The sequence below is a fragment of the Streptococcus sp. LPB0220 genome (assembly GCF_008727815.1).
GTDB lineage: Bacteria > Bacillota > Bacilli > Lactobacillales > Streptococcaceae > Streptococcus.
The window spans coordinates 1,026,378-1,052,426 of record NZ_CP044230.1 but is presented as its reverse complement, the minus strand read 5'-3'; the positions used below and the strand labels follow the sequence as shown (position 1 = coordinate 1,052,426).

The 26,049-nt window shown below is 41.6% G+C and carries 26 protein-coding genes, 3 tRNA genes and 1 pseudogene; 12 read left to right on the top strand and 18 right to left on the bottom strand.

Translation table 11 applies throughout. From position 1 onward, the window contains the following. Positions 1-13: 13 nt before the first annotated feature. Positions 14-1,684, bottom strand: a complete 1,671-nt coding sequence (locus tag LPB220_RS05590; RefSeq protein ID WP_150906028.1) for a formate--tetrahydrofolate ligase — start codon at positions 1,682-1,684, stop codon at positions 14-16. A gap of 175 nt (positions 1,685-1,859) precedes the next feature. On the opposite strand from LPB220_RS05590, the gene LPB220_RS05585 reads away from it, so the two are divergent. From LPB220_RS05585 to LPB220_RS05560, 5 genes are all read left to right on the top strand, one after another. Continuing rightward, complete coding sequence (locus tag LPB220_RS05585) at positions 1,860-2,537, top strand: phosphopantothenate--cysteine ligase (RefSeq protein ID WP_150906026.1); 678 nt, start codon at positions 1,860-1,862, stop codon at positions 2,535-2,537. A 10-nt stretch (positions 2,538-2,547) separates the two neighbouring features. Further along, entirely contained in the window at positions 2,548-3,087 is a 540-nt protein-coding gene (gene coaC, locus LPB220_RS05580; protein ID WP_003012082.1) for a phosphopantothenoylcysteine decarboxylase, read from the top strand. Further along, entirely contained in the window at positions 3,084-3,644 is a 561-nt protein-coding gene (locus LPB220_RS05575; protein ID WP_150906024.1) for an ECF transporter S component, read from the top strand. Before coaC ends, LPB220_RS05575 begins: the two co-directional genes overlap by 4 nt. Positions 3,645-3,795: 151 nt before the next feature. Beyond that, complete coding sequence (locus LPB220_RS05570) at positions 3,796-5,511, top strand: phospho-sugar mutase (RefSeq protein ID WP_150906022.1); 1,716 nt, start codon at positions 3,796-3,798, stop codon at positions 5,509-5,511. 257 nt (positions 5,512-5,768) lie between these two features. Continuing rightward, complete coding sequence (locus LPB220_RS05560; RefSeq protein ID WP_003011784.1) at positions 5,769-6,116, top strand: thiol reductase thioredoxin; 348 nt, start codon at positions 5,769-5,771, stop codon at positions 6,114-6,116. 26 nt (positions 6,117-6,142) lie between these two features. Here LPB220_RS05560 and mutY read toward each other — a convergent pair whose 3' ends face one another. The 5 genes from mutY to LPB220_RS05530 all read right to left on the bottom strand — a co-directional run bounded on the left by mutY (position 6,143) and on the right by LPB220_RS05530 (position 10,903). Further along, the gene (gene mutY / locus LPB220_RS05555; protein WP_150906020.1) at positions 6,143-7,297 is read right to left on the bottom strand and encodes an A/G-specific adenine glycosylase; all 1,155 of its coding nucleotides are present in this window, start codon (positions 7,295-7,297) and stop codon (positions 6,143-6,145) included. A gap of 246 nt (positions 7,298-7,543) precedes the next feature. Then, the gene (gene pta, locus LPB220_RS05545) at positions 7,544-8,518 is read right to left on the bottom strand and encodes a phosphate acetyltransferase (RefSeq protein ID WP_150906018.1); all 975 of its coding nucleotides are present in this window, start codon (positions 8,516-8,518) and stop codon (positions 7,544-7,546) included. A 21-nt stretch (positions 8,519-8,539) separates the two neighbouring features. Further along, on the bottom strand, positions 8,540-9,433 hold the full coding sequence (locus LPB220_RS05540; protein ID WP_070665866.1) for an RluA family pseudouridine synthase: 894 nt from the start codon (positions 9,431-9,433) through the stop codon (positions 8,540-8,542). Further along, positions 9,430-10,248 carry an NAD kinase gene (locus LPB220_RS05535; RefSeq protein ID WP_282188909.1) on the bottom strand — a complete coding sequence of 273 codons (819 nt, stop codon included), beginning with the start codon at positions 10,246-10,248 and terminating at the stop codon, positions 9,430-9,432. Before LPB220_RS05535 ends, LPB220_RS05540 begins: the two co-directional genes overlap by 4 nt. Then, positions 10,232-10,903: a GTP pyrophosphokinase family protein gene (locus LPB220_RS05530; protein WP_023918039.1), complete on the bottom strand. Its 672-nt coding sequence runs from the start codon at positions 10,901-10,903 to the stop codon at positions 10,232-10,234. Before LPB220_RS05530 ends, LPB220_RS05535 begins: the two co-directional genes overlap by 17 nt. Positions 10,904-10,998: 95 nt before the next feature. Between LPB220_RS05530 and LPB220_RS05525 the strand changes: the two genes are divergently transcribed. The 6 genes from LPB220_RS05525 (at position 10,999) to LPB220_RS05500 (ending at position 15,058) form a co-directional block, all read left to right on the top strand. Next, a complete protein-coding gene (locus LPB220_RS05525; protein WP_150906016.1) occupies positions 10,999-11,556 on the top strand; it encodes a CYTH domain-containing protein in 558 nt (185 codons plus the stop codon). A gap of 72 nt (positions 11,557-11,628) precedes the next feature. Next, a complete protein-coding gene (locus LPB220_RS05520; protein WP_003007186.1) occupies positions 11,629-12,585 on the top strand; it encodes a ribose-phosphate diphosphokinase in 957 nt (318 codons plus the stop codon). 9 nt (positions 12,586-12,594) lie between these two features. Beyond that, on the top strand, positions 12,595-13,707 hold the full coding sequence (locus LPB220_RS05515; RefSeq protein WP_150906014.1) for a cysteine desulfurase family protein: 1,113 nt from the start codon (positions 12,595-12,597) through the stop codon (positions 13,705-13,707). 9 nt (positions 13,708-13,716) lie between these two features. After that, positions 13,717-14,064 (top strand): DUF1831 domain-containing protein, encoded by a 348-nt coding sequence (locus LPB220_RS05510; protein WP_003015156.1) that lies wholly within the window; start codon positions 13,717-13,719, stop codon positions 14,062-14,064. Position 14,065: 1 nt separating this feature from the next. Then, positions 14,066-14,281 (top strand): DUF4649 family protein, encoded by a 216-nt coding sequence (locus LPB220_RS05505; protein WP_003007180.1) that lies wholly within the window; start codon positions 14,066-14,068, stop codon positions 14,279-14,281. Positions 14,282-14,410: 129 nt separating this feature from the next. Next, on the top strand, positions 14,411-15,058 hold the full coding sequence (locus LPB220_RS05500; protein ID WP_150906012.1) for a redox-sensing transcriptional repressor Rex: 648 nt from the start codon (positions 14,411-14,413) through the stop codon (positions 15,056-15,058). 52 nt (positions 15,059-15,110) lie between these two features. Here the strand turns inward: LPB220_RS05500 and radC are convergent, their stop codons facing one another. From radC to gyrA, 5 genes and pseudogenes are all read right to left on the bottom strand, one after another. Then, positions 15,111-15,794 (bottom strand): RadC family protein, encoded by a 684-nt coding sequence (radC, locus tag LPB220_RS05495; protein ID WP_049506208.1) that lies wholly within the window; start codon positions 15,792-15,794, stop codon positions 15,111-15,113. Between the two features lie 54 nt (positions 15,795-15,848). Next, positions 15,849-16,127 (bottom strand): hypothetical protein, encoded by a 279-nt coding sequence (locus tag LPB220_RS05490; RefSeq protein WP_021153142.1) that lies wholly within the window; start codon positions 16,125-16,127, stop codon positions 15,849-15,851. 192 nt (positions 16,128-16,319) lie between these two features. Next, positions 16,320-17,668, bottom strand: a protein-coding gene (locus LPB220_RS05485; RefSeq protein ID WP_118398572.1) for an IS3 family transposase whose coding sequence is annotated in 2 segments (ribosomal slippage) — positions 16,320-17,227 and positions 17,227-17,668 — 1,350 coding nt in all. Because the reading frame shifts where the segments join, the coding sequence is not laid out codon by codon here. 79 nt (positions 17,669-17,747) lie between these two features. Next, positions 17,748-18,491, bottom strand: a pseudogene (locus LPB220_RS05480) (class A sortase). Positions 18,492-18,504: 13 nt separating this feature from the next. After that, positions 18,505-20,961, bottom strand: coding sequence for a DNA gyrase subunit A (gyrA, locus tag LPB220_RS05475; RefSeq protein ID WP_150906010.1), 2,457 nt, complete (start codon positions 20,959-20,961; stop codon positions 18,505-18,507). A gap of 198 nt (positions 20,962-21,159) precedes the next feature. Here gyrA and LPB220_RS05470 point away from each other — a divergent pair, with 198 nt between their 5' ends. Then, positions 21,160-22,146: an L-lactate dehydrogenase gene (locus LPB220_RS05470; RefSeq protein WP_021153137.1), complete on the top strand. Its 987-nt coding sequence runs from the start codon at positions 21,160-21,162 to the stop codon at positions 22,144-22,146. A 44-nt stretch (positions 22,147-22,190) separates the two neighbouring features. Here the strand turns inward: LPB220_RS05470 and LPB220_RS05465 are convergent, their stop codons facing one another. The 7 genes from LPB220_RS05465 to LPB220_RS05430 form a co-directional block, all read right to left on the bottom strand. Continuing rightward, the gene (locus LPB220_RS05465; protein ID WP_045759394.1) at positions 22,191-22,607 is read right to left on the bottom strand and encodes an NUDIX hydrolase; all 417 of its coding nucleotides are present in this window, start codon (positions 22,605-22,607) and stop codon (positions 22,191-22,193) included. A gap of 56 nt (positions 22,608-22,663) precedes the next feature. After that, positions 22,664-22,735: transfer RNA gene (locus LPB220_RS05460), tRNA-Arg, on the bottom strand. 231 nt (positions 22,736-22,966) lie between these two features. Next, positions 22,967-24,166, bottom strand: a complete 1,200-nt coding sequence (gene rpsA / locus LPB220_RS05450; RefSeq protein WP_003011990.1) for a 30S ribosomal protein S1 — start codon at positions 24,164-24,166, stop codon at positions 22,967-22,969. Positions 24,167-24,334: 168 nt separating this feature from the next. Beyond that, positions 24,335-24,406 (bottom strand) — tRNA-Gln (locus LPB220_RS05445). Between the two features lie 9 nt (positions 24,407-24,415). Further along, positions 24,416-24,496: transfer RNA gene (locus tag LPB220_RS05440), tRNA-Tyr, on the bottom strand. Positions 24,497-24,548: 52 nt separating this feature from the next. Next, the gene (locus LPB220_RS05435; RefSeq protein ID WP_021153135.1) at positions 24,549-24,779 is read right to left on the bottom strand and encodes a DUF2969 domain-containing protein; all 231 of its coding nucleotides are present in this window, start codon (positions 24,777-24,779) and stop codon (positions 24,549-24,551) included. A gap of 234 nt (positions 24,780-25,013) precedes the next feature. Next, entirely contained in the window at positions 25,014-26,036 is a 1,023-nt protein-coding gene (locus LPB220_RS05430) for a branched-chain amino acid aminotransferase (protein WP_021153134.1), read from the bottom strand. Positions 26,037-26,049 lie beyond the last annotated feature (13 nt).

The following is a 26,049-nucleotide window of genomic DNA, read 5'->3' as shown; positions in this document are numbered from 1 at the left end:
AGATATCTAGCTATTAGAACAAACCGATGGCTGTTCCATCAGCAGCCACATCCATATTCAAAGCAGCTGGACGTTTTGGTAAACCAGGCATGGTCATGACATCCCCAGTCAAAGCGACAATAAAGCCTGCTCCCAATTTTGGAACCACTTCACGGATAGTGATTTCAAAGTTTTCAGGAGCTCCCAAGGCATTTGGATTATCAGAGAAGCTATATTGTGTTTTGGCCATACAGATTGGCAACTTATCCCAACCATTTTTCACGATTTGAGCAATTTGTGTCTTGGCTTTCTTCTCAAAATTCACCTTCGTACCGCGGTAAATCTCTGTAACAATCTTTTCAATTTTTTCTTCAACAGAAAGGTTGTTATCATACAAGCGTGTGTAGTTAGCTGAACTTGTTTCGATGGTCTTAACCAAGGTTTCAGCAAGGTCAACTCCACCGTCCGCACCATTCGCCCATACACTCGCAAGCTCAACTGGAACATCAATTTCAGCACACAATTCTTTCAAAGCAGCAATTTCTGCTTCTGTATCAGTGATAAATTCATTGATGGCAACCACTGCAGGAATGCCAAACTTACGGATATTTTCAACGTGACGTTTCAAGTTGGCAAAACCAGCACGAACAGCCTCTACATTTTCTTCAGTCAAAGCATCCTTGGTCACTCCACCGTTCATCTTAAGAGCACGGAGAGTTGCTACGATCACAACCGCATCTGGTGATGTAGGCAAGTTTGGAGTTTTAATATCGAGGAATTTTTCAGCGCCAAGGTCAGCCCCAAAACCTGCTTCTGTAATCGTATAGTCTGCTAAATGAAGAGCTGTCGTCGTTGCTAACACAGAGTTACATCCATGGGCGATATTGGCAAATGGACCACCGTGGACAAAGGCAGGTGTTCCATAGATGGTTTGAACCAAGTTTGGCTTGATCGCATCTTTGAGGATCAAGGCAAGAGCCCCTTCCACTTCCAAATCACGGACATAAACCGGGCTACGATCATAACGGTAACCAATCACGATGTTGGCCAAACGACGTTTCAAATCTTCAATATCTGTCGCCAGGCAAAGGATGGCCATGATCTCAGAAGCAACGGTAATATCAAAACCGTCTTCACGCGGAATCCCATTTAAAGGACCACCAAGACCGACAGAGACATGACGAAGAGCGCGGTCATTCAAGTCCACTACCCGTTTCCAGATAATCCGACGTTGGTCAATACCTAGCTCATTTCCTTGATGCAAATGATTATCAATCAATGCTGAGAGGGCGTTATTAGCCGTTGTGATCGCATGCATATCCCCTGTGAAATGAAGGTTGATGTCTTCCATCGGTAGAACTTGGGCATAGCCACCACCAGCAGCACCACCTTTAATCCCCATAACCGGACCTAAAGAAGGTTCGCGAATAGCAATCATGGTTTTTTTACCGATTTTATTCAAAGCATCTGCTAGACCAATGGTAATGGTTGATTTTCCTTCTCCAGCTGGAGTTGGGTTGATCGCAGTGACTAAGATAAGTTTTCCTACTGGATTTTTCTCAACTTCACGAATCTTATCAAAGCTCAATTTTGCCTTGTATTTTCCATACAATTCAAGATCATCGTCAACCAAACCAATCTTCTTAACAACGTCAACAATCGGTTGGAGTTCAATGCTTTGAGCAATTTCGATATCTGTTTTCATAAGGGACTCCTTTATATTTGATAGATCTATTATACCTAAAATTCGCGAAAATAACATGGTTTTCCCACCTTTTGAATCGAACGTTCGTTTTTTATCTAAATTTTATGGCTACACATAGCTAATCCTAATAGCTTCAGAACTTTACTTACGTATCTTTTTTGTGTAAAATAAGCATATGCATATTTTAATTACATCAGGCGGGACGAGCGAAGCCATTGATAGTGTTCGTTCAATCACCAATCATTCCACCGGGAGCCTAGGGAAAATCCTTGCAGAAACAGTTCTTGCTAAGGGACATCAGGTGACCTTGATCACAACGCCTACCGCGCTTAAACCTGATCCTCACCCACAGCTTCGTCTTCTATTGATCCAGAATGTCGAAGAACTAGTCGCACAAATGAAAACAGAAGTCCCTCATCATCAGGTTTTGATTCACGCTATGGCTGTTTCAGACTATACACCTGTTTACATGACAGGCCTTGAGGAAGTTGAGAAAGCTCAGGATCTCCATAGCTTTCTACATCGCGAAAATCAGGAAACCAAAATCTCTTCCAAAGAAGAATACCAAGTACTCTTTCTAAAGAAAAATCCGAAGATTATCTCGCTCGTTAAAGAATGGAACCCTGCTATTCAACTGATCGGCTTTAAGCTATTAGTCGACGTTTCTTCTGAAGAGTTGATCCAGGTAGCGCGTGAAAGCCTGGTTAAAAATCATGCCAGCATGATCATTGCCAATGATCTGACCAAGATTCAGAACGGTCAGCATCAAGCCTATCTAGTGACAGATGATCACGTCCTAGAAGCTTCTACGAAAACAGAAATCGCAGAGGCTATCCTACGTTATATCAAATAAAAAGGAACATATGACACACATTACTTTAGCGGTTACCGGTAGTATTTCCGCCTATAAGGCTGCTGATATTACCAGCCAACTAACCAAATTGGGCTTTGAAGTGAAGGTCCTCATGACTCCTTCAGCCCAAAAATTTATCACCCCTTTAACCTTGCAAGTTCTTTCAAAAAATCAAGTAGGGCTAGATGTTATGATGGAAGACGATCCACAGCGGATCGAGCACATCAACATTGGGAAAGAAACTGACCTCTTTCTTGTCGCGCCAGCCAGTGCCAATACCATTGCTAAATTGGCTATGGGACTGGCAGATAATATGGTCACAAGCACAGCTCTAGCCTTGCCTCAAAGAACTAAAAAATTACTGGCCCCTGCGATGAATACAAAAATGCTAGAACATCCCGCTACCCAACGAAATCTAAAACTCTTACAAGACTATGGTTACCAGATTATCCAACCTCGTGATGCTGTTCTTGCTTGTGGGGACAAAGGTGCTGGAGCTCTAGCGCCTGTAGAAACTATTGTAGAAACTGTTAAGGAGAATTGTTTATGAGAAAATCATCTTCTATTTCACGAATTGCCATCTTTTTTGCGGTGATGATCACCATTCACTTTGTGACGTCCTTCATTCTGCAATTTGTTCCATCAGGAATTCAACCAACCTTGGTTCATATTCCTGTCGTGATCGCCTCTATCATATACGGTCCACGGATTGGAGCTATCTTAGGACTCCTCATGGGACTCTTTAGCCTCACTATGAATACCCTGATTATAACACCAGCCAGCTATCTCTTTAGTCCCTTTGTTCCTCACGGGAATCTCTACTCCCTTATCATTGCCATAGTCCCTCGGATTCTCATCGGGGTAACCCCTTACTTCGTCTATCGTTGGATTCGCAATCGTACAGGACTTGTGATCGCTGGAATTGTCGGCTCTATGACCAATACTATTTTCGTTCTAAGTGGGATTTATTTCTTCTTTGGAAATAGCTTCGGTGGTGGGATTCAACATTTCCTAGCCTTGATTGTATCTACCAACTCTCTCATCGAAGTCATTGCGACAGTACTCATTACCAGTGCAGTCGTTCCATCTCTTGAAAAATTAAAATAACCTTTCAAGCCAAGACCAATTTATCTTGGCTTTTTTTGATGGTGAATTAGCTCTATTTTTTTTGAAAAGATTTACAATTATCGCTAGAATTTTCTGAAAAAATTTGCTATAATGTAAGCGATTAAATTATAAGCAAAAAGGAGACGCTTGCATGACCTATCAAGAAAACTACCAAAAATGGCTCGACTTTGCTGAATTACCAGCTTACCTTCGTGATGAGTTGGTCGCAATGGATGAAAAAACAAAAGAAGATGCCTTCTATACCAACCTTGAATTCGGTACAGCTGGTATGCGTGGATTGATTGGTGCTGGTACTAACCGCATTAACATTTACGTTGTTCGCCAAGCAACTGAAGGTTTGGCCCAATTGATCGACTCAAAAGGTGAGGAAGCGAAGAAACGCGGAGTTGCGATCGCTTACGATAGCCGTCACTTCTCTCCTGAGTTTGCTTTTGAATCTGCTCAAGTTTTGGCTGCACACGGTATCAAATCGTATGTATTTGAAAGCCTTCGTCCAACACCTGAATTATCATTTGCTGTTCGTTATCTCCACACATTTGCTGGGATCATGGTAACAGCTAGCCACAACCCTGCTCCATTTAACGGATACAAGGTTTACGGTGAAGACGGTGGACAAATGCCACCTGCAGATGCTGATGCATTGACAGATTACATCCGTGCTATCGAAAATCCTTTCACTGTAAAATTGGCTGACCTTGAAGAAAGCAAGGCTAGCGGTCTCATCGAAGTTATCGGTGAAAATGTCGACGCTGAATACTTGAAAGAAGTGAAAGGCGTTAACATCAACCAAGACTTGATCAATGAATACGGTCGTGACATGAAGATTGTCTACACTCCACTTCATGGTACTGGTGAAATGTTGGCTCGTCGTGCTCTTGCCCAAGCTGGATTTGAAGCTGTTCAAGTTGTTGAAGCTCAAGCTGTTCCAGATGCTGACTTCTCAACTGTTAAATCTCCAAACCCTGAAAACCAAGCTGCCTTTGCTCTTGCTGAAGAGCTTGGTCGCAAAGTAGACGCTGATGTATTGGTTGCAACTGACCCAGATGCTGACCGCCTTGGTGTTGAAATCCGCCAACCAGACGGTTCTTACCTAAACCTTTCTGGTAACCAAATCGGAGCGATCATTGCTAAATACATTCTTGAAGCTCACAAAACAGCTGGTACACTTCCTGCCAATGCTGCCCTCTGTAAATCCATCGTATCAACTGAGTTGGTGACTAAGATTGCAGAAAGCTACGGCGCAACAATGTTTAACGTCTTGACTGGTTTCAAATTTATCGGTGAAAAAATCCATGAATTTGAAACACAACACAACCATACTTACATGCTTGGTTTCGAAGAAAGCTTCGGTTACCTGATCAAACCATTCGTACGTGACAAAGACGCTATCCAAGCCGTTCTTATCGTTGCTGAAATCGCAGCTTACTACCGCTCACGTGGTATGACTTTGGCAGATGGTATCGAAGAAATCTACAAACAATACGGCTACTTCGCAGAAAAAACAATCTCTGTTACCCTTTCAGGTGTTGACGGGGCTGCTGAAATCAAGAAAATCATGGATAAATTCCGTGGCAATGCTCCTAAACAATTTAACAAGACAGACATTGCTAAGACAGAAGACTTCTTGGAACAAACAGCTACTACTGCTGACGGCGTTGAAAAATTGACAACTCCTCCAAGTAACGTTCTTAAATACATCTTGGCTGATGATTCATGGTTTGCCGTTCGTCCTTCAGGTACAGAACCAAAAATCAAATTCTACATCGCTACAGTTGGTGAATCTGAAGCAGATGCTAAAGAAAAAATTGCTAATATCGAAGCAGAAATCAATGCTTTTGTAGGCTAAAACATGAGGCTGGGACAAAAGTCCTAGCCTCTCAATTATTTTTTGATTGTTGAGCAAGACGCAGTGGTTGAGTGGGCTCTACTACGCTGATTTCATCAGCTTTTACAGCCCCACTCAACTGTGCGGAGGTGGGACGACGAAATCGAATTCTAACGAATAACCGATTTCTGTCCCACTCTCTCTTTCTTTCGTAGCAAATACCAGCGATTTTATAGAAAATATGGCATACTAGACATAGAAGAAAGCGAGGTAATCTCATGGAACAATTTTTAGAAGATATTAAAGATCTTGAAGTCACAACTGTCGCGCGTGCGCAAGAAGCGATCGATCAAAAAGAAACAGCAACCTTCTTTATCGGACGCAAGACTTGTCCTTACTGCCGGAAGTTCGCTGCTAAGTTGGCAACTGTCGTAGCTGAAACAAAAGCTCATATCTACTTCATTAATAGTGAAGAACCAAGTCAGCTAGACGCATTACAAGCCTTCCGTTCAACTTACGGCATTCCAACTGTCCCAGGATTTTTACATGTCGAATCTGGCGAAGTCACTGTTCGTTGCGACTCATCTATGTCTGAAGAAGAAATCAAAGCATTCGCTCATTTATAAAAAAATAGCTAGAGATCAGTCTCTAGCTATTTTTCATTTTCCGAAAAAGATGTCCAAATCTTCTGCTGAGGTTTAGCAAAAGGATAGTCCGAAAATTCTTCTGGTGTTAACCAAACCGTCGATTCACTTGCTAACTCTTCACCTTCTTTTACCAGACCATATCGGATCTGAACCTGCCACTTGCGATGCGAAAAGACATGCTGGACGATAGGATACGATCTGTCCTGCCAATCAATGGCTAAGTCATAGTCCTGTTCAAAAGAAAGAATTTCTGGGTTGCTCTCTGCTTCCCCCTTACTATCCAGTAATGATAATTGGCCTAGGTTCTCAGACAGGCAATCCACTTCGATCAAGGGGAAATGCCAGAAACCCGATAAAAGCCCTTCTCGCTCATTTTTCTCCAGCAAATAGCGTCCTTGACTATCCTTGATAATAAAGGCTGTGAGATAGACAGGTAGTGGTTTCTTCTTAGGAGCCTTAATGGGATAACGATCCATAGTCCCATGTTGGTAGGCCGCGCTAAACTCCTTGACAGGACTCTCTTCCGGACGTGGATTGACTGGGGACTCAATATCTGAGCCCAAATCCATCAAAGCCTGATTAAAATCACCAGGACGGTCTGGATCAATCAAGACTTCCATCATAGCTTGAAAAATCTTACGATTGGTTGGGATTCCTATATCGTAGTCCACCTCAAACAAGCGGGCTAGAACCCGCATGACATTGCCATCCACTGCTGGCTCTGGTAATCCAAAGGCAATACTAGCAATGGCACCAACTGTATAAGGCCCAATTCCCTTGAGTTTTGAGATTTCGTCATAGCTTGATGGAAAAACACCCCCATGGTCCTCCATGATCTGCTGGGCAGCCTTCTGCATGTTGCGGACACGTGAGTAATATCCCAAGCCTTCCCAAGCTTTTAAGAGTTTTTCTTCAGGAGCTTGAGCCAAATCAGCGACCGTCGGAAACCAGTCTAAAAAAAGCTCATAATAAGGAATCACCGTATCGACACGTGTCTGCTGGAGCATAATCTCTGAGATCCAAATTTTATAAGGATCCTGGGTCCTTCTCCAGGGGAGATCCCGTTTATGGGCATCATACCAGGCTAATAACTTTTCTCGGAAAGAGGCGATTTTTTCCTCCTCCCACATGGTAATCCCGTAATCTTTTACATCTAACATATTCCTAGTATACCATAGAATGAGTTAGAGTTTAGAAATTCTGATTTTATAAAGAAAAAGAGGCTGGGACAAAAGTCCTAGCCTCTCAATTATTTTTGGATTGTCGAGCAAGACGCAGTGGTTGAGTGGGCTCTACTACGCTGATTTCATCAGCTTTTACAGCCCTACTCAACTGTGCGGAGGTGGGACGACGAAATCGAATTTTAACGAATTACCGATTTCTGTCCCACTCTCTAAATGCATTACTTATTGTTCTACAGCTTGAGCTGCTGTAATCAAGGTTAATTTGTAAACGTCATCTGCATTACATCCACGAGAAAGGTCGTTGACAGGTTTGTTCAACCCTTGCAAAACTGGACCTACCGCCGCAAAGCCACCAAGACGTTCTGCCATCTTGTATCCAATGTTACCTGCTTCAATACCAGGGAAGATAAAGACATTGGCTTGACCTGCTACCTTGCTTCCTGGAGCCTTCAAGGCTGCAGTTGCAGGGACAAAGGCTGCGTCAAATTGCAATTCCCCGTCAATTTCAAGGTCTGGACGAAGTTCATGGGCAAGCTTAGTCGCTTCTACAACCTTATCAACACTATCACCGAAACCAGATCCTTTTGTTGAATAGCTCAACATAGCAATTTTTGGATCAATACCAAACATCTTGGCTGTGATAGCTGAATTGATAGCAATTTCGGCTAATCCTTCAGCATCTGGATTGATGTTGATGGCACAGTCGCCGAACAAGTAGCGTTCAGATCCACGAACCATAAGGAAAGCCCCTGAAGTCCGTTTTACATTTGGACGAGTTTTGATAATTTGAAGAGCCGGACGAACAGTTGCGGCTGTTGAGTGAATCGCACCAGATACCATCCCATCAACAATTCCCATGTGCACTAACATGACACCAAAATAGTTAACGTCATCTTTCAAGACTTGACGCGCTTCTTCTTCTGTCATTTTGCCCTTACGACGTTCTACTAAGGAAGCTACCATTTCTTCAAAACCTGGATAAGAATGAGGATCGATGACTTCATATCCATCCAAAATCCCTTCGATTTCAAGATAAATCCGAATTTTATCCGGATTACCAAGCAAGACAGGGGTTACTTCTGTCTCGTTCACAATGCGTTTTGTCGCTTGGAGGATACGAGGTTCTTCACCTTCTGGTAATACAATACGTGCATTCTTACCAACGAGGTTGGCTTTGAGATTTTCGAAAACTTCCATGAGTTTTACTCCTTTTAATAATTAATAACTTATTTGAAGCTGTGTTAATACAGCTTGGAAATCTGGAGGCAGTGGACTTTCTATGACCAATTCTTCCTCTAGAAATGGATGATAATAGGATAGACGATGACAATGAAGGGCTTGGCGCTCAATGCCGTCTTCTAAACTTCCACCATAGAGATCATCTCCCAAGAGCGGAAAACCAATATGGGAAAAATGAACGCGGATCTGATGGGTTCGACCTGTGTGTAACTGAATATCCACTAGGTGAATATCACCAAAAGATTGAACAACCTGGTAGCTTGTATGAGCATACTTGCCACCTTTAGCTACCTTTCGGGTGATAATTGAATCTTCATCACGCGCAATCGGAGCAATAATCTCTCCGACAGGATCAAGCTTCCCAGATCCCTTGACCAAGGCATAATAGCGTTTCTGAATCGTTTTAGACTGCAATTGCTTATCCAAGCGGGCATGGGCATAGCCATGTTTGGCAAAAAGCATGACGCCACTAGTATCCTTGTCCAGGCGAGTGACAATGTGAACCTGCTGGTTCTCGTAGCCCTGTTTCACATAATAGCCTTTTACAAAATTGGCTAAGGTATTGGAATGAATCGCACTTGGAATAGAAGCAATCCCAAAGGGTTTGTTTAAGACCAAAAAATGATCATCTTCAAACAAAATATCCAAAGGCCGATCCATGGGCTTTAGGGTTTCGAAACCTTCTTCTGCTGGAATATCAATGACCAAGCGATCCCCAATATCCAACAAATAAATTGCATTCTCCGGACGTCCATTGACAAGGATCTGGCCACCACGAAACTTAATCTTTGCTAAGAGACCCTTAGAAACCTCGTGCTTTTTCAGGAAGGTCTTGATCTTGACATGCTCATCGACAGTGAATTCAAATCTCATTCTCTATCATCTCCGATAAAGGCATCCTTGACCCGATTCCAGAAGCTGGTGTGACTGGAACTTGCCACAAAATTAATCTTATGGTTGTCAATCTGGTATTCTACCTTTGCAATATTGCGATAAGAATAGGTTGAATTGTCAACAGAGATAATGTGAAAGCCAGGACGCGTCGGTGTAATCTCGATCTTATCCTTTTTAGGGACAATGACAGAAGAACCCAAGGTACGATAAACGCGGTTGTTGAGACTGGCGATCTCCGCAATCTGCAGCGCCTCAATAGTTGGGTGAAGGACTGCTCCTCCCAAGGATTTGTTGTAAGCCGTACTTCCTGTAGGAGTCGAAACGGTAATCCCGTCTCCTCTGAAGCGCTCAAAATCCACTCCATTAATCGTGAGATCAGCAACCATGGTCCGGTCGCTTCTCTTAATCGTTGCTTCGTTCAACGCTCTCATGGTACGGGTTTCCCCATTTTCGAAAGTAATCTTGACATTCAAAATAGGGTAGGAAACCTTAGCGCCTGTATCATATTTTAAGTTCTCAACCAGCTTATCGATTTCACTGTCTAAGTAATCCGTATAGAATCCTAAGTGTCCGGTATGGACGCCAACAAATCGCACCCGATCCAACTGGTGTTCATACTTGTGAAAGGCTGATAGCAACATCCCATCGCCACCAATTGAAATCACAATATCCGGGTGCTTCTCCGTCAAAATAAAATTATTTTTCCGAAGCTTGTAGCGCAACTGCTGAAAAACCTCTTCACTTTGACGCTTGCGATTGCGAATAATGGATACTTTTTTACCTGTAGTCTTCATCTGTGTCATCACTATTTCCAACGCCATCATTTAACTTACGATGAAGTGGATCAAACAGGGCTTGAGCTTCCTGAATCGCATCCCGAATTGCCCCCATCTCTTCATCCAAGAGATAGGCCAGGTTTGCTGTCGTCTCTAAGCGTTTTTTGATCTCGTCTGGAAAGTCTCCTTTATATTTATAATTGAGCGAGTGTTCAATGGTTGCCCAAAAATTCATGGACAAGGTCCGAATTTGAATCTCTGCTAAGATCGTTTCATTTCCATCAATGGTATCGACCGGGTACTCGACAACGACGTGGTAACTCCGGTAGCCACTTGATTTCTTATGGCGGATGTAGTCTCGCTCTTGGACCACGCGCATATCCTGCCGTTGTCTCAGAACCTCTAGGATCTCTTCGACGTCATCTACGAACTGGACCATGATGCGAAGACCAGCAATATCTTGCATATCCTGAGCCAAATTTTCTTCAGAAATATTTCTTCGGATCATCTTTTCACGGATGCTCTCAATCGGCTTGACCCGACCTGTGACAAACTCAATTGGAGAATGCTTTTGCTGTTTACGATATTGCTTACGAATCCCACGCAGTTTGATTTTTAATTCCCCAACTGCTTGGATATACGGATCTAAGAAGTTTTCCCAATCAATTGCCATCCTACCACCTTGTAATCTGAACCATTTTTGTATACAATAAACACATCTCTTATTATATCATGAATCGCTTTCGAAAAAAAGCAAAGGACTACAAAATGAACCATTTAGAAATTGAATACAAAACCTTGCTAGACAAGGAGGAATACCAATCCCTTCTTCCACTTTTTGCTGATACAGATTTGGTTGTTCAAACCAATCACTATATCGATACACCCGACCAGCTCATCCGTAAGGAAAAAATGGCCTTGCGGGTGCGTACTTTCACAGATCAGGCTGAATTGACTCTCAAGGTCCCTGAAGCAGTTGGCCATTTCGAGTACAATCAAGACCTCAGCCCAGAAGAAACCGAAGCGATCCTTCAACACCAACAGTTTCCTGACGGGGAAATCAAAAACCTCTTGATATCTAAAGAAATCCCTGTTGAGCAACTCGCTGTCTGGGGAAGCCTAACAACAGAACGCTTCGAAAAAGAAACAGCTGCAGGATTGGTGGCACTAGACCACAGTCTCTATTTAGACACTGAAGATTATGAATTAGAAATCGAGGTCGAAACTGCTGAGCAGGAAGAAAATTTCCATCAGTTCATCAAAGAGCATGGAATCGTCTACAAAGCTGCAAAAAATAAAATCGCCAGATTGGCGGAAAGATTGTAAAATAGCTGAAATTATCGCAAATTTTTGCTAAAATAGTGCTAAGATCAAAAATCTAAATGAGGTTGGAATCACATGTCAGATAAAAAAAATATGAAGCTCTTCTCTCTCAATTCAAATCCAGAGATTGCGCAAAAAATCGCGGATCATGCTGGGGTTCCACTTGGGAAAATTTCATCCCGTCAATTCTCAGATGGTGAAATCCAAGTCAATATTGAGGAAAGTGTTCGTGGATATGATATTTATATCATTCAATCAACCAGTTTCCCTGTGAACAATCATTTGATGGAACTGTTAATTATGGTAGATGCTTGCCAACGGGCCAGCGCAAATACTGTCAATGTGGTCATGCCTTACTTCGGTTATGCCCGCCAAGACCGGACTGCTGCTCCTCGTGAACCAATCACTGCTAAACTCGTCGCAAACATGTTGGTCAAAGCTGGGGTGGATCGCGTCGTCACACTGGATCTCCATGCAGTGCAAGTTCAAGGTTTCTTCGATATTGCCGTAGATAACCTCTTTACCATTCCACTTTTTGCAGAGCACTACATCAACAAAGGTCTAACTGGTCCTGATGTTGTAGTCGTCAGCCCTAAAAACTCAGGTGTTAAACGGGCTCGTAGTTTAGCTGAATATCTTGATGCACCGATTGCGATCATTGATTACGAGCAAGATGATGCAAACCGTGATTATGGCTATATTATCGGGGATGTCAAAGATAAGAAAGCGATCTTGATTGACGATATCCTCAATACTGGTAAGACATTCTCAGAAGCTGCGAAAATCGTCGAACGCGAAGGTGCTACTGAAATTTATGCTGTATCAAGCCATGGTTTATTTGTAAAAGGAGCTGTTGAATTATTAGACCAAGCTCCGATCAAAGAAATCTTAGTAACCGATTCTGTTGCTCCAAATGGACCAACACCAAAAAATATTAACTATCTGACAGCTAGCGAACTGATCGCTGAAGCTATTGTTCGCATTCAAGAAAGAAAACCTGTTAGTCCTCTATTTGCCTACCACAAGAAATAAGGTCTTAATGTGATATATTTTGATAATGCCGCAACAACTCCCCTTCTACCTGAAGTCATTGATAAAATGTCTGAAACTATGAAGACCACTTTTGGAAATCCATCGAGCCTTCATGCTCATGGACGGATGGCTAGTAAACTTCTCCGAGAATCTCGCGAGCAGATTGCTCAGTCTCTCCATACTCTTCCAAATCGTATTTTCTTCACTTCAGGTGGATCAGAAAGTAATAATACCGTTATAAAAGGCTACTGCTTGAAACACCAAGCAGATGGCAAACACATCATTACGACCGCTTTGGAACACCATGCGGTTCTCGAACCCATCGAATACCTTGTAGAACGTTTCGGATTTGAAGTTACGATCGTCCAACCAAGAGATGGACGCATTCAGGCTAGTGATATCAAGGCTGCACTTAGACCGGATACCATTCTTGTCTCTACCATGTTTGCCAATAACGAGACAGGCGATCTTCTACCGATTAAAGAAATCGGAGAATTCTTAAAAGATCATCCAGCTGCCTTTCACGTTGATGCGGTCCAAGCAATCGGAAAGGTCCCTGTCTATCCCGAAGAGTTGGGAATTGATTTTCTCAGTGCTTCTGCCCACAAATTCCACGGACCAAAGGGCGTCGGTTTCCTTTATGCAACCTCCCCAGATTTTGATAATCTTTTACATGGTGGGGATCAGGAAAGTAAGATGAGAGCCAGTACGGAAAATCTCATTTCTATTGTCGGGATGGCAACCGCGCTTCAGCAAGCTACACTTCGTCAAGAAGAAAATTTCAACCAGGTTCAAAAACTCGGCCAAGAACTAGTCAATGGTTTAGGGACATACGATTACTATGTAAATGCTAGTGACGATCATCTTCCATTTGTTTGGAATCTTGGCTTCCCAGGCGTCCAAAATGATGTCTTATTGATGCGACTTGATCTTGCTGGAATTTCTGTCTCTACAGGTTCTGCTTGTACCGCTGGTACAGTTCAACCCAGCCATGTCCTTGAGGCGCTCTATGGAAAAGATAGTTCACGCCTAAAAGAATCCATTCGAATTAGTTTTTCAGAACTCAATACCATAGAGGAGGTCCAAGACTTCCTCACAAAGCTTAAAGAAATTTTATCATAGGAGAACAATATGGCTTTTGAAACAAGTGTTTCATTGAAAGACTGCAAATATACCTATAGTCTACACCCAAATGTAAAAAAATATACCTTACGTGACAATACATTCGCTGTTACAAAAGTTGGAAATTACGAGTTAAATCGTTTGCTCGAAGCCGTTCCAAATAGCGGCGAAGGCTTCCTACTTAAAATCATTTTCAATAAAGATTTGACAGGTTTTAAGATCAATATTACAGACAAGTCTGGGCTTCGCCTGGTTAATATCTTTAAAAATCCAGAAAATGATATTATCCAACAAAAATTCTATTTCTTAATGGATAGTCTCGTCGAAAGAGAAATTTTCAACAAAACAGAGGTTTAATATGGTAACCCTAACTTATATCGACGCTTACCAAGTAGAACGAACAACTACTTATCCCAACCTTGCAGCCTGCATCCTAGCTTTTTCAGGCTGTGTAACCTTGCCTGACTCTTACTCAATCGTATCCATTGAATACAAGGGAGAAAAACTCCCCTATACAGGACGAGTCGATGGACTCTATGCTTTTTTGAAAAAGGTAGAGCAAGCTGAAAACTAAGCTGATGATGATGGAACTCTCCATCGCCATCAGCTTTTTCTTTAGACAAAAATATTTTTGAAAAAACACTCTAGATAGTTGATTTTTTCACAATCTTCCTATACAATAAGAGGGAAAGGTTGTGATATTGTGAAACATGATAAAAATACTCCAATTCCACGCGCAACAGCAAAACGCTTATCGCTCTACTACCGAATTTTTAAACGCTTTAACTCTGAAAAAATAGAGCGCGCCAATTCCAAGCAAATTGCTGATGCAATTGGGATTGACTCTGCTACCGTTCGCCGAGATTTTTCTTATTTTGGTGAATTAGGAAGACGTGGATTTGGTTATGACGTAAAAAAACTGATGAACTTCTTTGCCGATCTCTTAAATGACAATGCCATTACCAATGTCGCTATTGTGGGGATCGGAAATATGGGAAGTGCGCTCCTCAACTATCGCTTCCATGAACGCAATAAGATGAAAATTGTCATGGCTTTTGATGTAGATGATCATGAACTGATTAATACCAAAAGTAAGGATGGGATCCCCATTTATGGGATTTCTACGATCAAAGAGAATCTCAAAAAAGAAGGCATTCAAACAGCAATTTTAACTGTCCCAAGTATTAAAGCGCAGGAAGTTGCTAGTCTTTTAGTAGATGCCGGTGTCAAAGGAATTCTAAGCTTTTCTCCAGTCCATCTGACAGTTCCTAAAGAGGTTGTTGTCCAATATGTCGATCTTACTAGTGAATTGCAAACACTTCTTTATTTTATGCGTAAAAACGAAGAATAAAGACTTATACTTCAACAACAAAAAGGTTGGAACAAGAAGGTTCCAACCTTTTTTATACCAAATAATCCGTTTCTTCTCGATAACTATAGTAGTTTTCTTCGGATACAATCAAATGATCCAATAGGGTCAACCCCATTACTTCACAGGCCTCTAAGACTCGCTGAGTGACTTCATCATCATTTTTACTGGGGAACACAGCACCAGATGGATGATTGTGAGCCAAGATAATGGAGGTTGCCATGTGCTTCAGTGCATAATGCAGGATTTCACGCGGCTCCGCGATACTTCGATTCACTGTTCCAATAAAGATCGTCTGTTGATGAATAATTTCATTTTGGGTATTCAAATAAAGGGCAACTAGGTGCTCCTGCTTTTTATGGCCAATTTCCTGTTGAATTTTATGGGCCAATTTCTGACTACTCATGATTTGTTCGGAACTCATTAGTTCATCTTTATGAATCCTTCGTCCAAACTCAATAACAGCCTGAAGTTCGATGGCCTTCACTCGCCCAATGCCAGAGATTTCCTGTAGCTCCTCTAGGGTTAATTGCCCTAACTCCTTTAAACTATTTACCGAGCTCAAAAGACCTTGTGCAATCTCATAAACGCTTTTTTGCTTGTTACCTGTCCGTAAGAGAATGGATAACAATTCCTGATGACTTAGCTTATCCACCCCTTCAGAAACTAAGCGCTCCCTAGGAAGCAAAGATGGTTCAATAAATGATATGTCGTACATAATTTCCTCCTCACTTATTAATTCGTAATAAATTGAGAAAATAACGACCTTTCATTATTTACTGGCGATTTCTTGCTTCAAATCATCTAACACTAAGACTTCATCTTTATTAAAGCGGATCTGATAACCTGTTTGAACTTGTTCAAGCTCCTTTAAAAACTGTTGAATTTCACAGCGGATCAAGTACTCCTGACTCTGAGGAATGGCTTCTAAGGTTTGGTAGACTTGCTCTACTTCGTAGATTCCTTTCGTAATTAATCCATTTCGTGGAAAATCATTTATTAAGAGATTATAGAAATGATGCAAGAGATGATAAATTCGCTCTTTTGTCACTATTCTACCTCCTTATCATACTCTTTCTCCTCTTATTATATACCTATTTTCCCTCAATATTATGACAAATTCCTTACATTATATTACCAATCGCTTACAATTTTACAAGAATCCTTTAGTTATTTCATGCCATACTATAAAGAAAAAAGCCCCGGCATCTCTGTACTGACCCCAAAAAGTTAGACAAATAATTTAAGTTAAGGATTTAGTCCTGTATTGCACAGGACTAAGTCCTTTTAGTTTTACCTTAATTCGTTTGTTGTTGTAATAGTCAATATAGTTTACAATAGCTTGTTCCAATTGGTTAAGTGACTTAAATGTATTCTCGTAACCATAAAACATTTCCGATTTCAAAATGCCAAAGAAGGATTCCATCATGCCGTTGTCTGGGCTGTTTCCTTTACGTGACATGGACGGTTGAATTCCTTTATCCTCTAAAAAACGATGATAATACTGGTGTTGATACTGCCATCCTTGATCACTATGAAGAATTGTATTTGTGTAATGATTCTCAGTAAAGGCCTGGTCTAACATAGCTTTCACTTGTTCTAAATTCGGTGAAGTCGAAAGATTATAGGCGATAATTTCGCTATTAAAACCATCTAAAACTGGCGATAAATAAAGTTTTTGATTGCTTGCTGGAATGGCAAACTCGGTCACATCTGTGTAGCACTTTTCCATTGGCTTGGTTGCTTCAAATTGGCGTTGAATAAGATTATCTGCTTTCTTACCAATCTCTCCTTGGTATGAAGAATACTTCCGTTTACGACGAATACGAGCACTTAAACCAAGGACCTTCATCAGACGTTGGACCTTCTTATGATTCACTACAAAACCACGATTCCTCAATTCAAGAGTCATTCGACGATAGCCGTAATTCCCTTTATGCTCAGTAAAAATAGATTGAATTTCAACTTTAACATCATAATCCTTATCGCTTTGATCGAGCTGTTTTAAATGATAATAATAAGTTGAACGGGCAAGCTTAATAATCTTTAGAAGAATCTCTAAAGCAAACTCTGTTACCAATCCTCGGACAATTTCCGTTTTTCTTCTTGCTCTTTTTCGTCCCTCAATCGGAGTTCTCTCAACTTTTTTAGAACCGCATTCTCCGCTCTCAAGTACTCATTTTCTGCTTGAAGACGTTCTAGTTCTGTCATCTCTTCGGGTTTCTTCTTTGGCTTACGTCCCATTTTAGGTATCCTTCCTCTTGTTTTCTCAACAATAGTATACCCGTTTTTCTTATATTGTGCTATCCAATTATGCAACATTCCAACACTTGGAAGAGCATAATCTAGAGATACCTTTATTTGTGAACGACTTTCAAGCAGAACTTTATCAATGATTTCTTGTTTTAGTTCGGGAGAATAGTAACAATTCTTTCCTTTTTTGACGATTTCTATTCCATAACGATCAATCAATTTAATCATGTACTTAAGATTAGAAATGTTTATCCCAAATTGATTTGAAAGCTCTTTGAAGCTTCGCCCTTGTTTTTTATGTTCATAGATCTGAACTTTATCTTCATAAGTTAATTTCATAATAAAAACACCCCAAAAGTTAGATTTTTTTCTGTCTAACTTTTGGGGTGCAGTTCACTCTGCCTCGGGCTTTATTTTCTTAAAGTTGCATTTGATTATAAGACTTGCTGAATGAATCCAGGATGTCTTTTGGAGCCTTGTCATAGTCAACAGAGGTTTCCAAATTTCCTTTTACAATCGTACGGTAAGTCGCTGCAGCATCCTCACAAGTCACCAAGGTGATCTCATTGACACCTTCACGATCTTGAATGACATCTACACGGTCTGGAGTCACTGTCTCAACAGACGAGATGACATAAGTATAGATTTTTTCTTTATCCGTGATGTAGATCTTCATACCCGCCTTGGCTTTCTCTAATGGTGAGAATAACATGGCATTTGCTCCAGTTAGACCAAACACGTGGTGACTAGCAAGAGAATAATTGCCTTGCCCCATGACTTGGTTTTCCTTCATGGTCCCTGCTCCGTAGTAGAGGGCTACATTTTCAAGCCCCTTAAAGATCGGAAGGTTCATGTTTAATTCAGGAATCGAAATCCCCCCAATTACTGGTAGCTTTTGAGCTTGCCATTAGGCATTGATGACGGCTTCCGTCGAGAGTGACTGGACATGTTGGAAATCAAAGCTCGTCTTCACTTCTTTATTCTTGTCAATGGTTTTTTTATCGACCTTGCTAACCTGGTATTGGTTGGTATGCCAAACCATAATCATATTTCGGATCGGAGCATTGAAAATCAAGAGAAGCGAGAGAATAATCAAAAGTGTTGCAACGATGTTGATAAGAGTATTGCGTAAACTCTTTTTCTTTTTTCTTTTGCGTGACATGCTGTCCCCTTATCTATTCGTTTTCTTCCACTACTTCTTCATCTTTTTCATCAGGCTGGACAGTTGTAAAGGTCACAATTTTCGCATCCTGATCCAGTCTCATGACTTTCACACCCTGAGTTGAACGACCCGTTTGAGAAATGTTAGCCACACCTGTCCGGATCATAACTCCGGTATCGGTAATGATCATCAGATCTTCATCCCCTTTAACAGTTAAAAGACCAGCTAAGGGACCATTTTTCTCTGTGATATTGGCTGTCTTGATTCCTTTACCGCCACGGCCTTTGGTTGGGTATTCGCTAGCCATTGTACGTTTACCATACCCTTTTTCAGTGATGATCAATACTTCATCTTGATCCGTAACGACACTAGCACCAACAACCTTGTCTCCTTCACGGAGATTCACACCACGTACACCTGTAGCAGAGCGTCCCATATTCCGAACTACAGCCTCATTAAAGCGGACAGAATAACCATACTTGGTACCGATAATGACGTCAGCATTGCCATCTGTAAGGAAGACATTGATCAATTCATCCTCATCGCGCAGATTCAGAGCTTTGAGACCGTTCTGACGGATATTTGAAAATTCAGCTACATTGGTCCGCTTGACCAAACCTTGTCGCGTCGTAAAGAAGAGATAAGCCTCGTCACTGCGATCTTGCTCCACATTGATAATGGTTTGAATCGATTCACCTTCGTCCAATTTTAAGAGGTTGACGATTGGTAATCCTTTGGCTGTCCGGCCATATTCTGGAATCTCATAACCTTTCAGACGATAGACACGCCCTTTATTGGTAAAGAAGAGCAAATGATCATGGGTGCTCGTAGAGACCAGTTCACGGACAAAGTCATCATCTTTGACACCAGTTCCCTGAACACCACGTCCACCACGTTTTTGAGCCGTAAATTCCGCTTGGTCCAAACGTTTGATGTAGCCTTTGTTAGAAAGGGTGATCAAGACATCTGTTTCTTCAATCAAGTCCTCATCTTCAAGAGAAAGGACTTCTCCAACCATCAACTCAGTTCGACGAGCATCGCCAAACTTGCGTTTGACTTCTTCCAGTTCTTCCTTGATGATGGTAGCCACACGTTCTGGTTTCGCCAAAATATCAGCCAAATCAGCAATCAGGGCAACCAAATCATCGTATTCACTTTGGATCTTGTCTCGTTCCAAACCAGTCAAACGACGAAGACGCATGTCCAAAATGGCTTGACTTTGACGTTCAGAGAGCTTGAATTTAGCCATCAATTCAGCTTGTGCTTCAGCGTCTGTCTGGCTATTGCGGATGATCCGGATCACTTCATCGATGTGATCCAAGGCAATGAGCAAACCTTCTAAGATATGGGCACGTGCTTCCGCTTTTTCTTTATCAAAGATGGTCCGTCGAGTCACCACTTCTTTCTGGTGCTCAATATAAGCACCTAAAATTTGGCGAAGAGAAAGAATCTTTGGAACTCCATTTTGGATCGCCAACATATTGAATCCAAAATTGGTTTGCATTTGTGTCATCTTAAAGAGGTTGTTCAAAATAACGTTAGCCGAAGCATCTCGGCGGACCTCAATCACAAAACGAACCCCTTCACGGTTTGATTCATCACGTACAGCTGTAATCCCTTCGATCCGTTTTTCTTGCACCAAGCGAACGATGTGCTCGTGAACCTTGGTTTTATTGACCATATAAGGGAACTCAGTGACAACAATCCGTTCACGGCCACTCTTAGTTACTTCAATTTCTGTACGAGAACGAAGAACAATTGAGCCTTTTCCTGTTTCATAGGCTTTGTGGATACCTGATTTCCCCATGACCAAAGCACCTGTCGGAAAATCTGGACCAGGAAGAACTTCCATAAGTTCACGGGTCGTTACCTCAGGATTATCCATCATCAGCTTCACTGCGTCAATGGTTTCTCCCAGATTGTGTGGAGGAATATTTGTGGCCATCCCAACAGCAATCCCAGTAGCACCATTGACAAGAAGATTAGGAAAACGTGCAGGTAAGACCAAAGGTTCGCGCTCGCTGGCATCATAGTTATCAGTGAAATCAACTGTATTTTTGTTAATATCCCGCAACATTTCAAGAGCGATCCTACTCATACGGGCTTCGGTATACCGTTGTGCAGCGGCACCATCACCGTCCATGGAACCAAAGTTTCCATGACCGTCCACTAACATGTAGCGATAACTCCACCATTGCGCCATCCGAACCATGGCTTCATAAATAGAGGAATCCCCGTGTGGGTGGTATTTACCCATAACATCCCCTGTGATACGGGCTGACTTCTTATGTGGTTTATCTGGCGAAACACCCAATTCATTCATTCCGTACAAAATACGACGGTGAACGGGTTTTAAACCATCCCGAACATCAGGGAGGGCACGAGCAACGATAACACTCATGGCATAATCGATAAAACTCGTCTTCATTTCTGATGTTAAATTCACATCAATTAGATTCTTATCCTGCATTCAAAAAATGCCTCTCTTTACTTAATTCACCATACTATTATAACACATTTTAGCCTATTTTTCTTCTTAGGAACACAAACGTAAAAACGTTTACATCAAGGATTCATACTGTTTCAGATGACAAAGACTTTCAAAAGTGGTAGAATGAAATCGTATGAGAATCTATCTCAAAAAAAAATGAAGGAGACGTTTAGACTCATGGATTTGACTAAACAACACAAAAAAGTTATCCTTGTCGGTGACGGTGCCGTAGGTTCATCTTATGCATTTGCACTTGTCAACCAAGGAATTGCACAAGAGCTTGGAATTATCGAAATTCCTCAATTGCACGAAAAAGCTGTCGGAGATGCGCTTGACCTTAGCCACGCCCTTGCCTTCACTTCACCTAAGAAGATCTATGCGGCTGAGTACGCTGACTGTGCGGATGCTGACCTTGTTGTAATTACTGCAGGTGCTCCTCAAAAACCAGGTGAAACTCGCCTTGATCTTGTTGGTAAAAACCTTGCCATTAACAAGTCAATCGTAACACAAGTTATTGAATCAGGATTCAACGGTATCTTCCTTGTAGCTGCTAACCCAGTTGACGTTTTGACATACTCTACATGGAAATTCTCAGGATTCCCTAAAGAACGCGTTATCGGTTCTGGTACTTCTCTTGACTCAGCTCGTTTCCGTCAAGCACTTGCTGAAAAATTGGACGTTGATGCTCGTTCAGTACACGCCTACATCATGGGTGAACACGGGGACTCAGAATTCGCTGTATGGTCACACGCTAACATCGCTGGTGTAAACCTTGAAGAATTCCTTAAAGACACTCAAAACGTTCAAGAAACTGAATTGATCGAATTGTTCGAAGGTGTTCGTGATGCTGCTTACACTATCATCAACAAAAAAGGTGCTACATACTACGGTATCGCTGTTGCCCTTGCTCGTATCACTAAAGCAATCCTTGATGACGAAAATGCAGTACTTCCACTTTCTGTATTCCAAGAAGGTCAATATGGTGTTAGCAACGTCTTTATCGGTCAACCTGCCATCGTAGGTGCACACGGTATTGTACGTCCAGTGAACATCCCATTGAACGATGCAGAACAACAAAAAATGAAAGCTTCTGCTGATGAATTGCAAGCAATCATTGATGAAGCATGGAAAAACCCTGAATTCCAAGAAGCTTCTAAAAACTAAGAAAAAAACATCTCCTTATTAAAAGGGGATGTTTTTTAGCTGCTTTATTTGGATTTGTCAGCAAGGATTTCAAGCAAATAAGGCACAACGAGATTGCTCTCTATGTCTTTCAAAGAAGAAATCCATTTAAAGTCTGTATGCTCTTCTGGATCTAATATAAAATCACGCTCTTCCAAAATCTCGCCAGCATAAACTAGGCGTGTAAAGACAGTATCTTTGCTGGCATCAAATTGACTATCTTCGTGGATAATCTTATTAATCCGAAGCTTTTGATTAACCTCCTCAATAGCCTCACGTAGAGCAGCCTCTCTGGGCAATTCATTCTCTTCTACACTTCCACCTGGAATATCCCAATAAGATGGATAGACATTAGGGAGACCTCGCTTTATTTTCGAGCGTTTGATAAGCAGATACTTCCCGTCTTTCTCAATCAAGGTATGGGCGATTAATTTTACTGTCATTGCATGTTCCTCCAAGAAAGAGCAAAAAAGACTCCGAGGAGCCTCGTTATGAATCATCCACCCTGAGGGAATCGAACCCCCATCTCAAGAACCGGAATCTTACGTGATATCCATTACACTAAGGGTGGCAACTATTATAGTATATCAAATTTTTAAAGATTTTACAAGTAAAAAAGAGAGTGGGACAGAAATCGGTAATTCGTTAGAATTCGATTTCGTCGTCCCACCACCGCACAGTTGAGTAGGGCTGTAAAAGCTGATGAAATCAGCGTAGTAGAGCCCACTCAACCACTGCGTCTTGCACGACAATCCAAAAATAATTGAGAGGCTAGGACTTTTGTCCCAGCCTCTTTTAAATATTACAATTCGATATCGCCAAACAAGTCAGCCATTGAGAATCCAGTTTGAGTTTCTGGAAGATCAAAGTCGCGTTTTTCTTGTTTTGGACGACGTGGGCGAGATTGACGTTTTTCTTGTTTTTCGCCTTCTTCTTGAGCTGGACGTTCTTCAAGAGCTTTGATAGAAAGTGATACACGTTCATCTGCAGCATTTACTTCAAGAACTTTAACAGTTACTTCTTGTCCAACTTTAAGAACATCTTTTGGATTTTCAACACGTTTGTGTGAAATTTGTGAGATGTGTACAAGTCCGTCGATACCTGGCAATACCTCAACGAATGCACCGAAGTCAGTCAAACGTTTAACAGTTCCTTCGATAACATCACCAGCAGCCAATTTTTGTTCAACGCCATCCCAAGGTCCAGGGGTTGTAGCTTTCAATGAAAGTGATACACGACCTTCTTCTTCGTTCAAGTCAAGAACTTTCACTTGGATTTCTTCACCAACAGTTACAACTGATTTAGGTGATACGTTGCGTTCGTGTGATAATTCTGTCAAGTGAACCAATCCATCAACACCACCAAGGTCAATGAAGGCACCGAAGCTTGTGATACGTGCAACTTTACCAGTTACGACATCACCAACGTTCAATTTACCAAATACTTCTGCGCGTGCTGCAGCTGATTCAGCTTCAACAACTTCACGACGTGAAAGGATAAAGCGGTTTTCTTTTGGATCTACTTCTTTGATTTTAGCATCAAATTCTTGACCTACGAAACGTTCAGTGTTACGTACAAAACGAGTATCAAGCATTGAAGCTGGAATAAATCCACGAAGTCCTTCAAATTCTACTGAAAGTCCGCCCTTAACAGCGCGAGTTCCTTTAACAGTAACAACTTCTTCTTCACGTCCGACCAATTTGTCCCATGCTTTGCGAGCTTCCAAACGTTTTTTAGATACAAGGTAAGTTACTGTATCAGTATCTTTACCAACTACTTGACGAAGAACAAGCAATTCAAGTGTTTCACCTGGTTTTACCAAGTCGTTGATGTCAGCATCACGATCGTTTGTCAATTCGCGAAGAGTCAAGACACCTTCGACACCAGTTCCAGAGATTGCAACGTTAGCTTGGTTCGCGTCAACTGTCAATACTTCAGCAGTAACAACGTCACCTGGTTCAACTTGGCTAACACTGTTTAGCAAATCTTCAAATTCATTCATCTAAAAAATCCTCCAACAATCAAGTTTTCTAAAACTTGACATACTTATAATTATTTTTCCTAAGCAAGCACTCGCAATGAGATCATCTACAATCTTTAACGACTCATCCTATAAAGAAATAAAATACCTGGATAGATATTTTATCACTTATCTGATATTACCTAAGAACTGGGGTAGCTGGATTCGAACCAACGCATGAGGGAGTCAAAGTCCCTTGCCTTACCGCTTGGCTATACCCCATGAATGAAATGGAGAGAGAGGGATTCGAACCCCCGAACCCGAAGGAGCGGATTTACAGTCCGCCGCGTTTAGCCTCTTCGCTATCTCTCCATATAAATCAACAGGATCTATTATACCATTGATTTATTATGATTGCAAGCCCTTATTTATTCAAATTATAATTTTCTATCAAAATTTCAACGGCTTTTTCAAGTTTTTTGTAAAGAGAATCCACATTTCCATTTTTGATAATGGCAAATTGCCCACCCATGTCTGCAATTTCACCAATCGTTTTCTTGCCAATGGACAAAGTGAATCCATCAAAAGTGTCTTTTCCGACGGTTACTTTACTATCAACGATTTGAATCTCAATTTTCTTATCTTTTTTACTCATTTCAACCCTCTTTTCACTTTTTCTATTTTACAAAAATTCTCTTGATGACGCAAGAGAAAAGGGAGTGGGCAGAAAGAATTTAGTTAGAAATTCCTTCTTTCTCCCACCCCCGAAAAGGTCATTCGGCACTCTTTTGAGCCTAAAAGCGAATGAAGAGAAACTTTAGCTACTACGTCCTTCGTTAAGACTCGTTCTCATTGAAGCCTGGACACTTTTATCTCAGATGCTTTCGGTTTAATCGACTTTGACAATCCATCCTTCTGGCGCTTCGACATCGCCAAATTGGATACCGGTCAACTCGTCATAGAGCTTACGTGTGATAGGACCTACTTCTGTTTCAGAATAGAAGACATGGAAGTCATCACCGTGTTGAACACCTCCGATCGGAGAGATGACAGCTGCGGTACCACAAGCTCCTGCTTCTACAAAGCGATCCAGCTCATTAATAAAGACATCCCCTTCAATTGGTGTCATACCAAGACGGTGTTCTGCCAAGTAAAGCAAAGAGTACTTGGTGATCGATGGCAAAATAGACGGACTCAATGGCGTCACAAATTCGTTATTAGCAGTGATACCAAAGAAGTTTGCAGAACCAACTTCTTCAATCTTGGTGTGAGTCGCTGGATCGAGGTAAATCACGTCAGAGAAGTTACGATCATGCGCAATCTTACCTGGCAACATACTAGCTGCGTAGTTCCCACCAACTTTTGCAGCCCCTGTACCATGTGGTGCAGCACGGTCATACTCATCTTGAATCAAGAAGTTCGTTGGGACCAAACCACCTTTAAAATAGTTACCGACAGGCATGGCAAAGATGGTAAAGATATACTCATCTGCTGGATGCACACCAATAATATCACCAACCCCAATCAAAAGTGGACGAAGGTAAAGGGTAGCTCCTGTACCATATGGTGGAACATACTCTTCATTGGCTTTTACCACTGCCTTACAAGCATCTACAAACATGTCAACAGGTACTTGAGGCATCAGCAACCGATCTGCTGTGCGTTGCAAACGTTTAGCGTTTTGATCTGGACGGAACAATTGGACGCTTCCATCTTTTGTACGGTAGGCTTTCAACCCTTCAAAGGCTTGCTGACCGTAATGCAAACTTGGAGAAGATTCGGACAAATGCAAAGTCGCATCTTCTGTCAATTCCCCTTTTTCCCAAGCTCCATTGCGATAATATGCCAAATAGCGATAAGGTAATTTCATATATGAAAAGCCAAGGTTTTCCCAATCAAGTGATACTGTCATGATAATGCTCCTT

Coding starts and splice junctions, on each gene's coding strand:
- LPB220_RS05575 (WP_150906024.1), top strand. CDS start 3,084: ATGAGAAAATCATCTTCTATTTCACGAATTGCCATCTTTTTTGCGGTG.
- LPB220_RS05430 (WP_021153134.1), bottom strand. CDS start 26,036: ATGACAGTATCACTTGATTGGGAAAACCTTGGCTTTTCATATATGAAA.
- LPB220_RS05470 (WP_021153137.1), top strand. CDS start 21,160: ATGGATTTGACTAAACAACACAAAAAAGTTATCCTTGTCGGTGACGGT.
- LPB220_RS05535 (WP_282188909.1), bottom strand. CDS start 10,248: ATGAAGACTACAGGTAAAAAAGTATCCATTATTCGCAATCGCAAGCGT.
- LPB220_RS05530 (WP_023918039.1), bottom strand. CDS start 10,903: ATGGCAATTGATTGGGAAAACTTCTTAGATCCGTATATCCAAGCAGTT.
- LPB220_RS05540 (WP_070665866.1), bottom strand. CDS start 9,433: ATGAGATTTGAATTCACTGTCGATGAGCATGTCAAGATCAAGACCTTC.
- LPB220_RS05505 (WP_003007180.1), top strand. CDS start 14,066: ATGGTAACCCTAACTTATATCGACGCTTACCAAGTAGAACGAACAACT.
- LPB220_RS05510 (WP_003015156.1), top strand. CDS start 13,717: ATGGCTTTTGAAACAAGTGTTTCATTGAAAGACTGCAAATATACCTAT.
- LPB220_RS05465 (WP_045759394.1), bottom strand. CDS start 22,607: ATGACAGTAAAATTAATCGCCCATACCTTGATTGAGAAAGACGGGAAG.
- LPB220_RS05525 (WP_150906016.1), top strand. CDS start 10,999: ATGAACCATTTAGAAATTGAATACAAAACCTTGCTAGACAAGGAGGAA.
- pta (WP_150906018.1), bottom strand. CDS start 8,518: ATGGAAGTTTTCGAAAATCTCAAAGCCAACCTCGTTGGTAAGAATGCA.
- LPB220_RS05590 (WP_150906028.1), bottom strand. CDS start 1,684: ATGAAAACAGATATCGAAATTGCTCAAAGCATTGAACTCCAACCGATT.
- mutY (WP_150906020.1), bottom strand. CDS start 7,297: ATGTTAGATGTAAAAGATTACGGGATTACCATGTGGGAGGAGGAAAAA.
- radC (WP_049506208.1), bottom strand. CDS start 15,794: ATGTACGACATATCATTTATTGAACCATCTTTGCTTCCTAGGGAGCGC.
- gyrA (WP_150906010.1), bottom strand. CDS start 20,961: ATGCAGGATAAGAATCTAATTGATGTGAATTTAACATCAGAAATGAAG.
- rpsA (WP_003011990.1), bottom strand. CDS start 24,166: ATGAATGAATTTGAAGATTTGCTAAACAGTGTTAGCCAAGTTGAACCA.
- LPB220_RS05520 (WP_003007186.1), top strand. CDS start 11,629: ATGTCAGATAAAAAAAATATGAAGCTCTTCTCTCTCAATTCAAATCCA.
- coaC (WP_003012082.1), top strand. CDS start 2,548: ATGACACACATTACTTTAGCGGTTACCGGTAGTATTTCCGCCTATAAG.
- LPB220_RS05570 (WP_150906022.1), top strand. CDS start 3,796: ATGACCTATCAAGAAAACTACCAAAAATGGCTCGACTTTGCTGAATTA.
- LPB220_RS05585 (WP_150906026.1), top strand. CDS start 1,860: ATGCATATTTTAATTACATCAGGCGGGACGAGCGAAGCCATTGATAGT.
- LPB220_RS05560 (WP_003011784.1), top strand. CDS start 5,769: ATGGAACAATTTTTAGAAGATATTAAAGATCTTGAAGTCACAACTGTC.
- LPB220_RS05435 (WP_021153135.1), bottom strand. CDS start 24,779: ATGAGTAAAAAAGATAAGAAAATTGAGATTCAAATCGTTGATAGTAAA.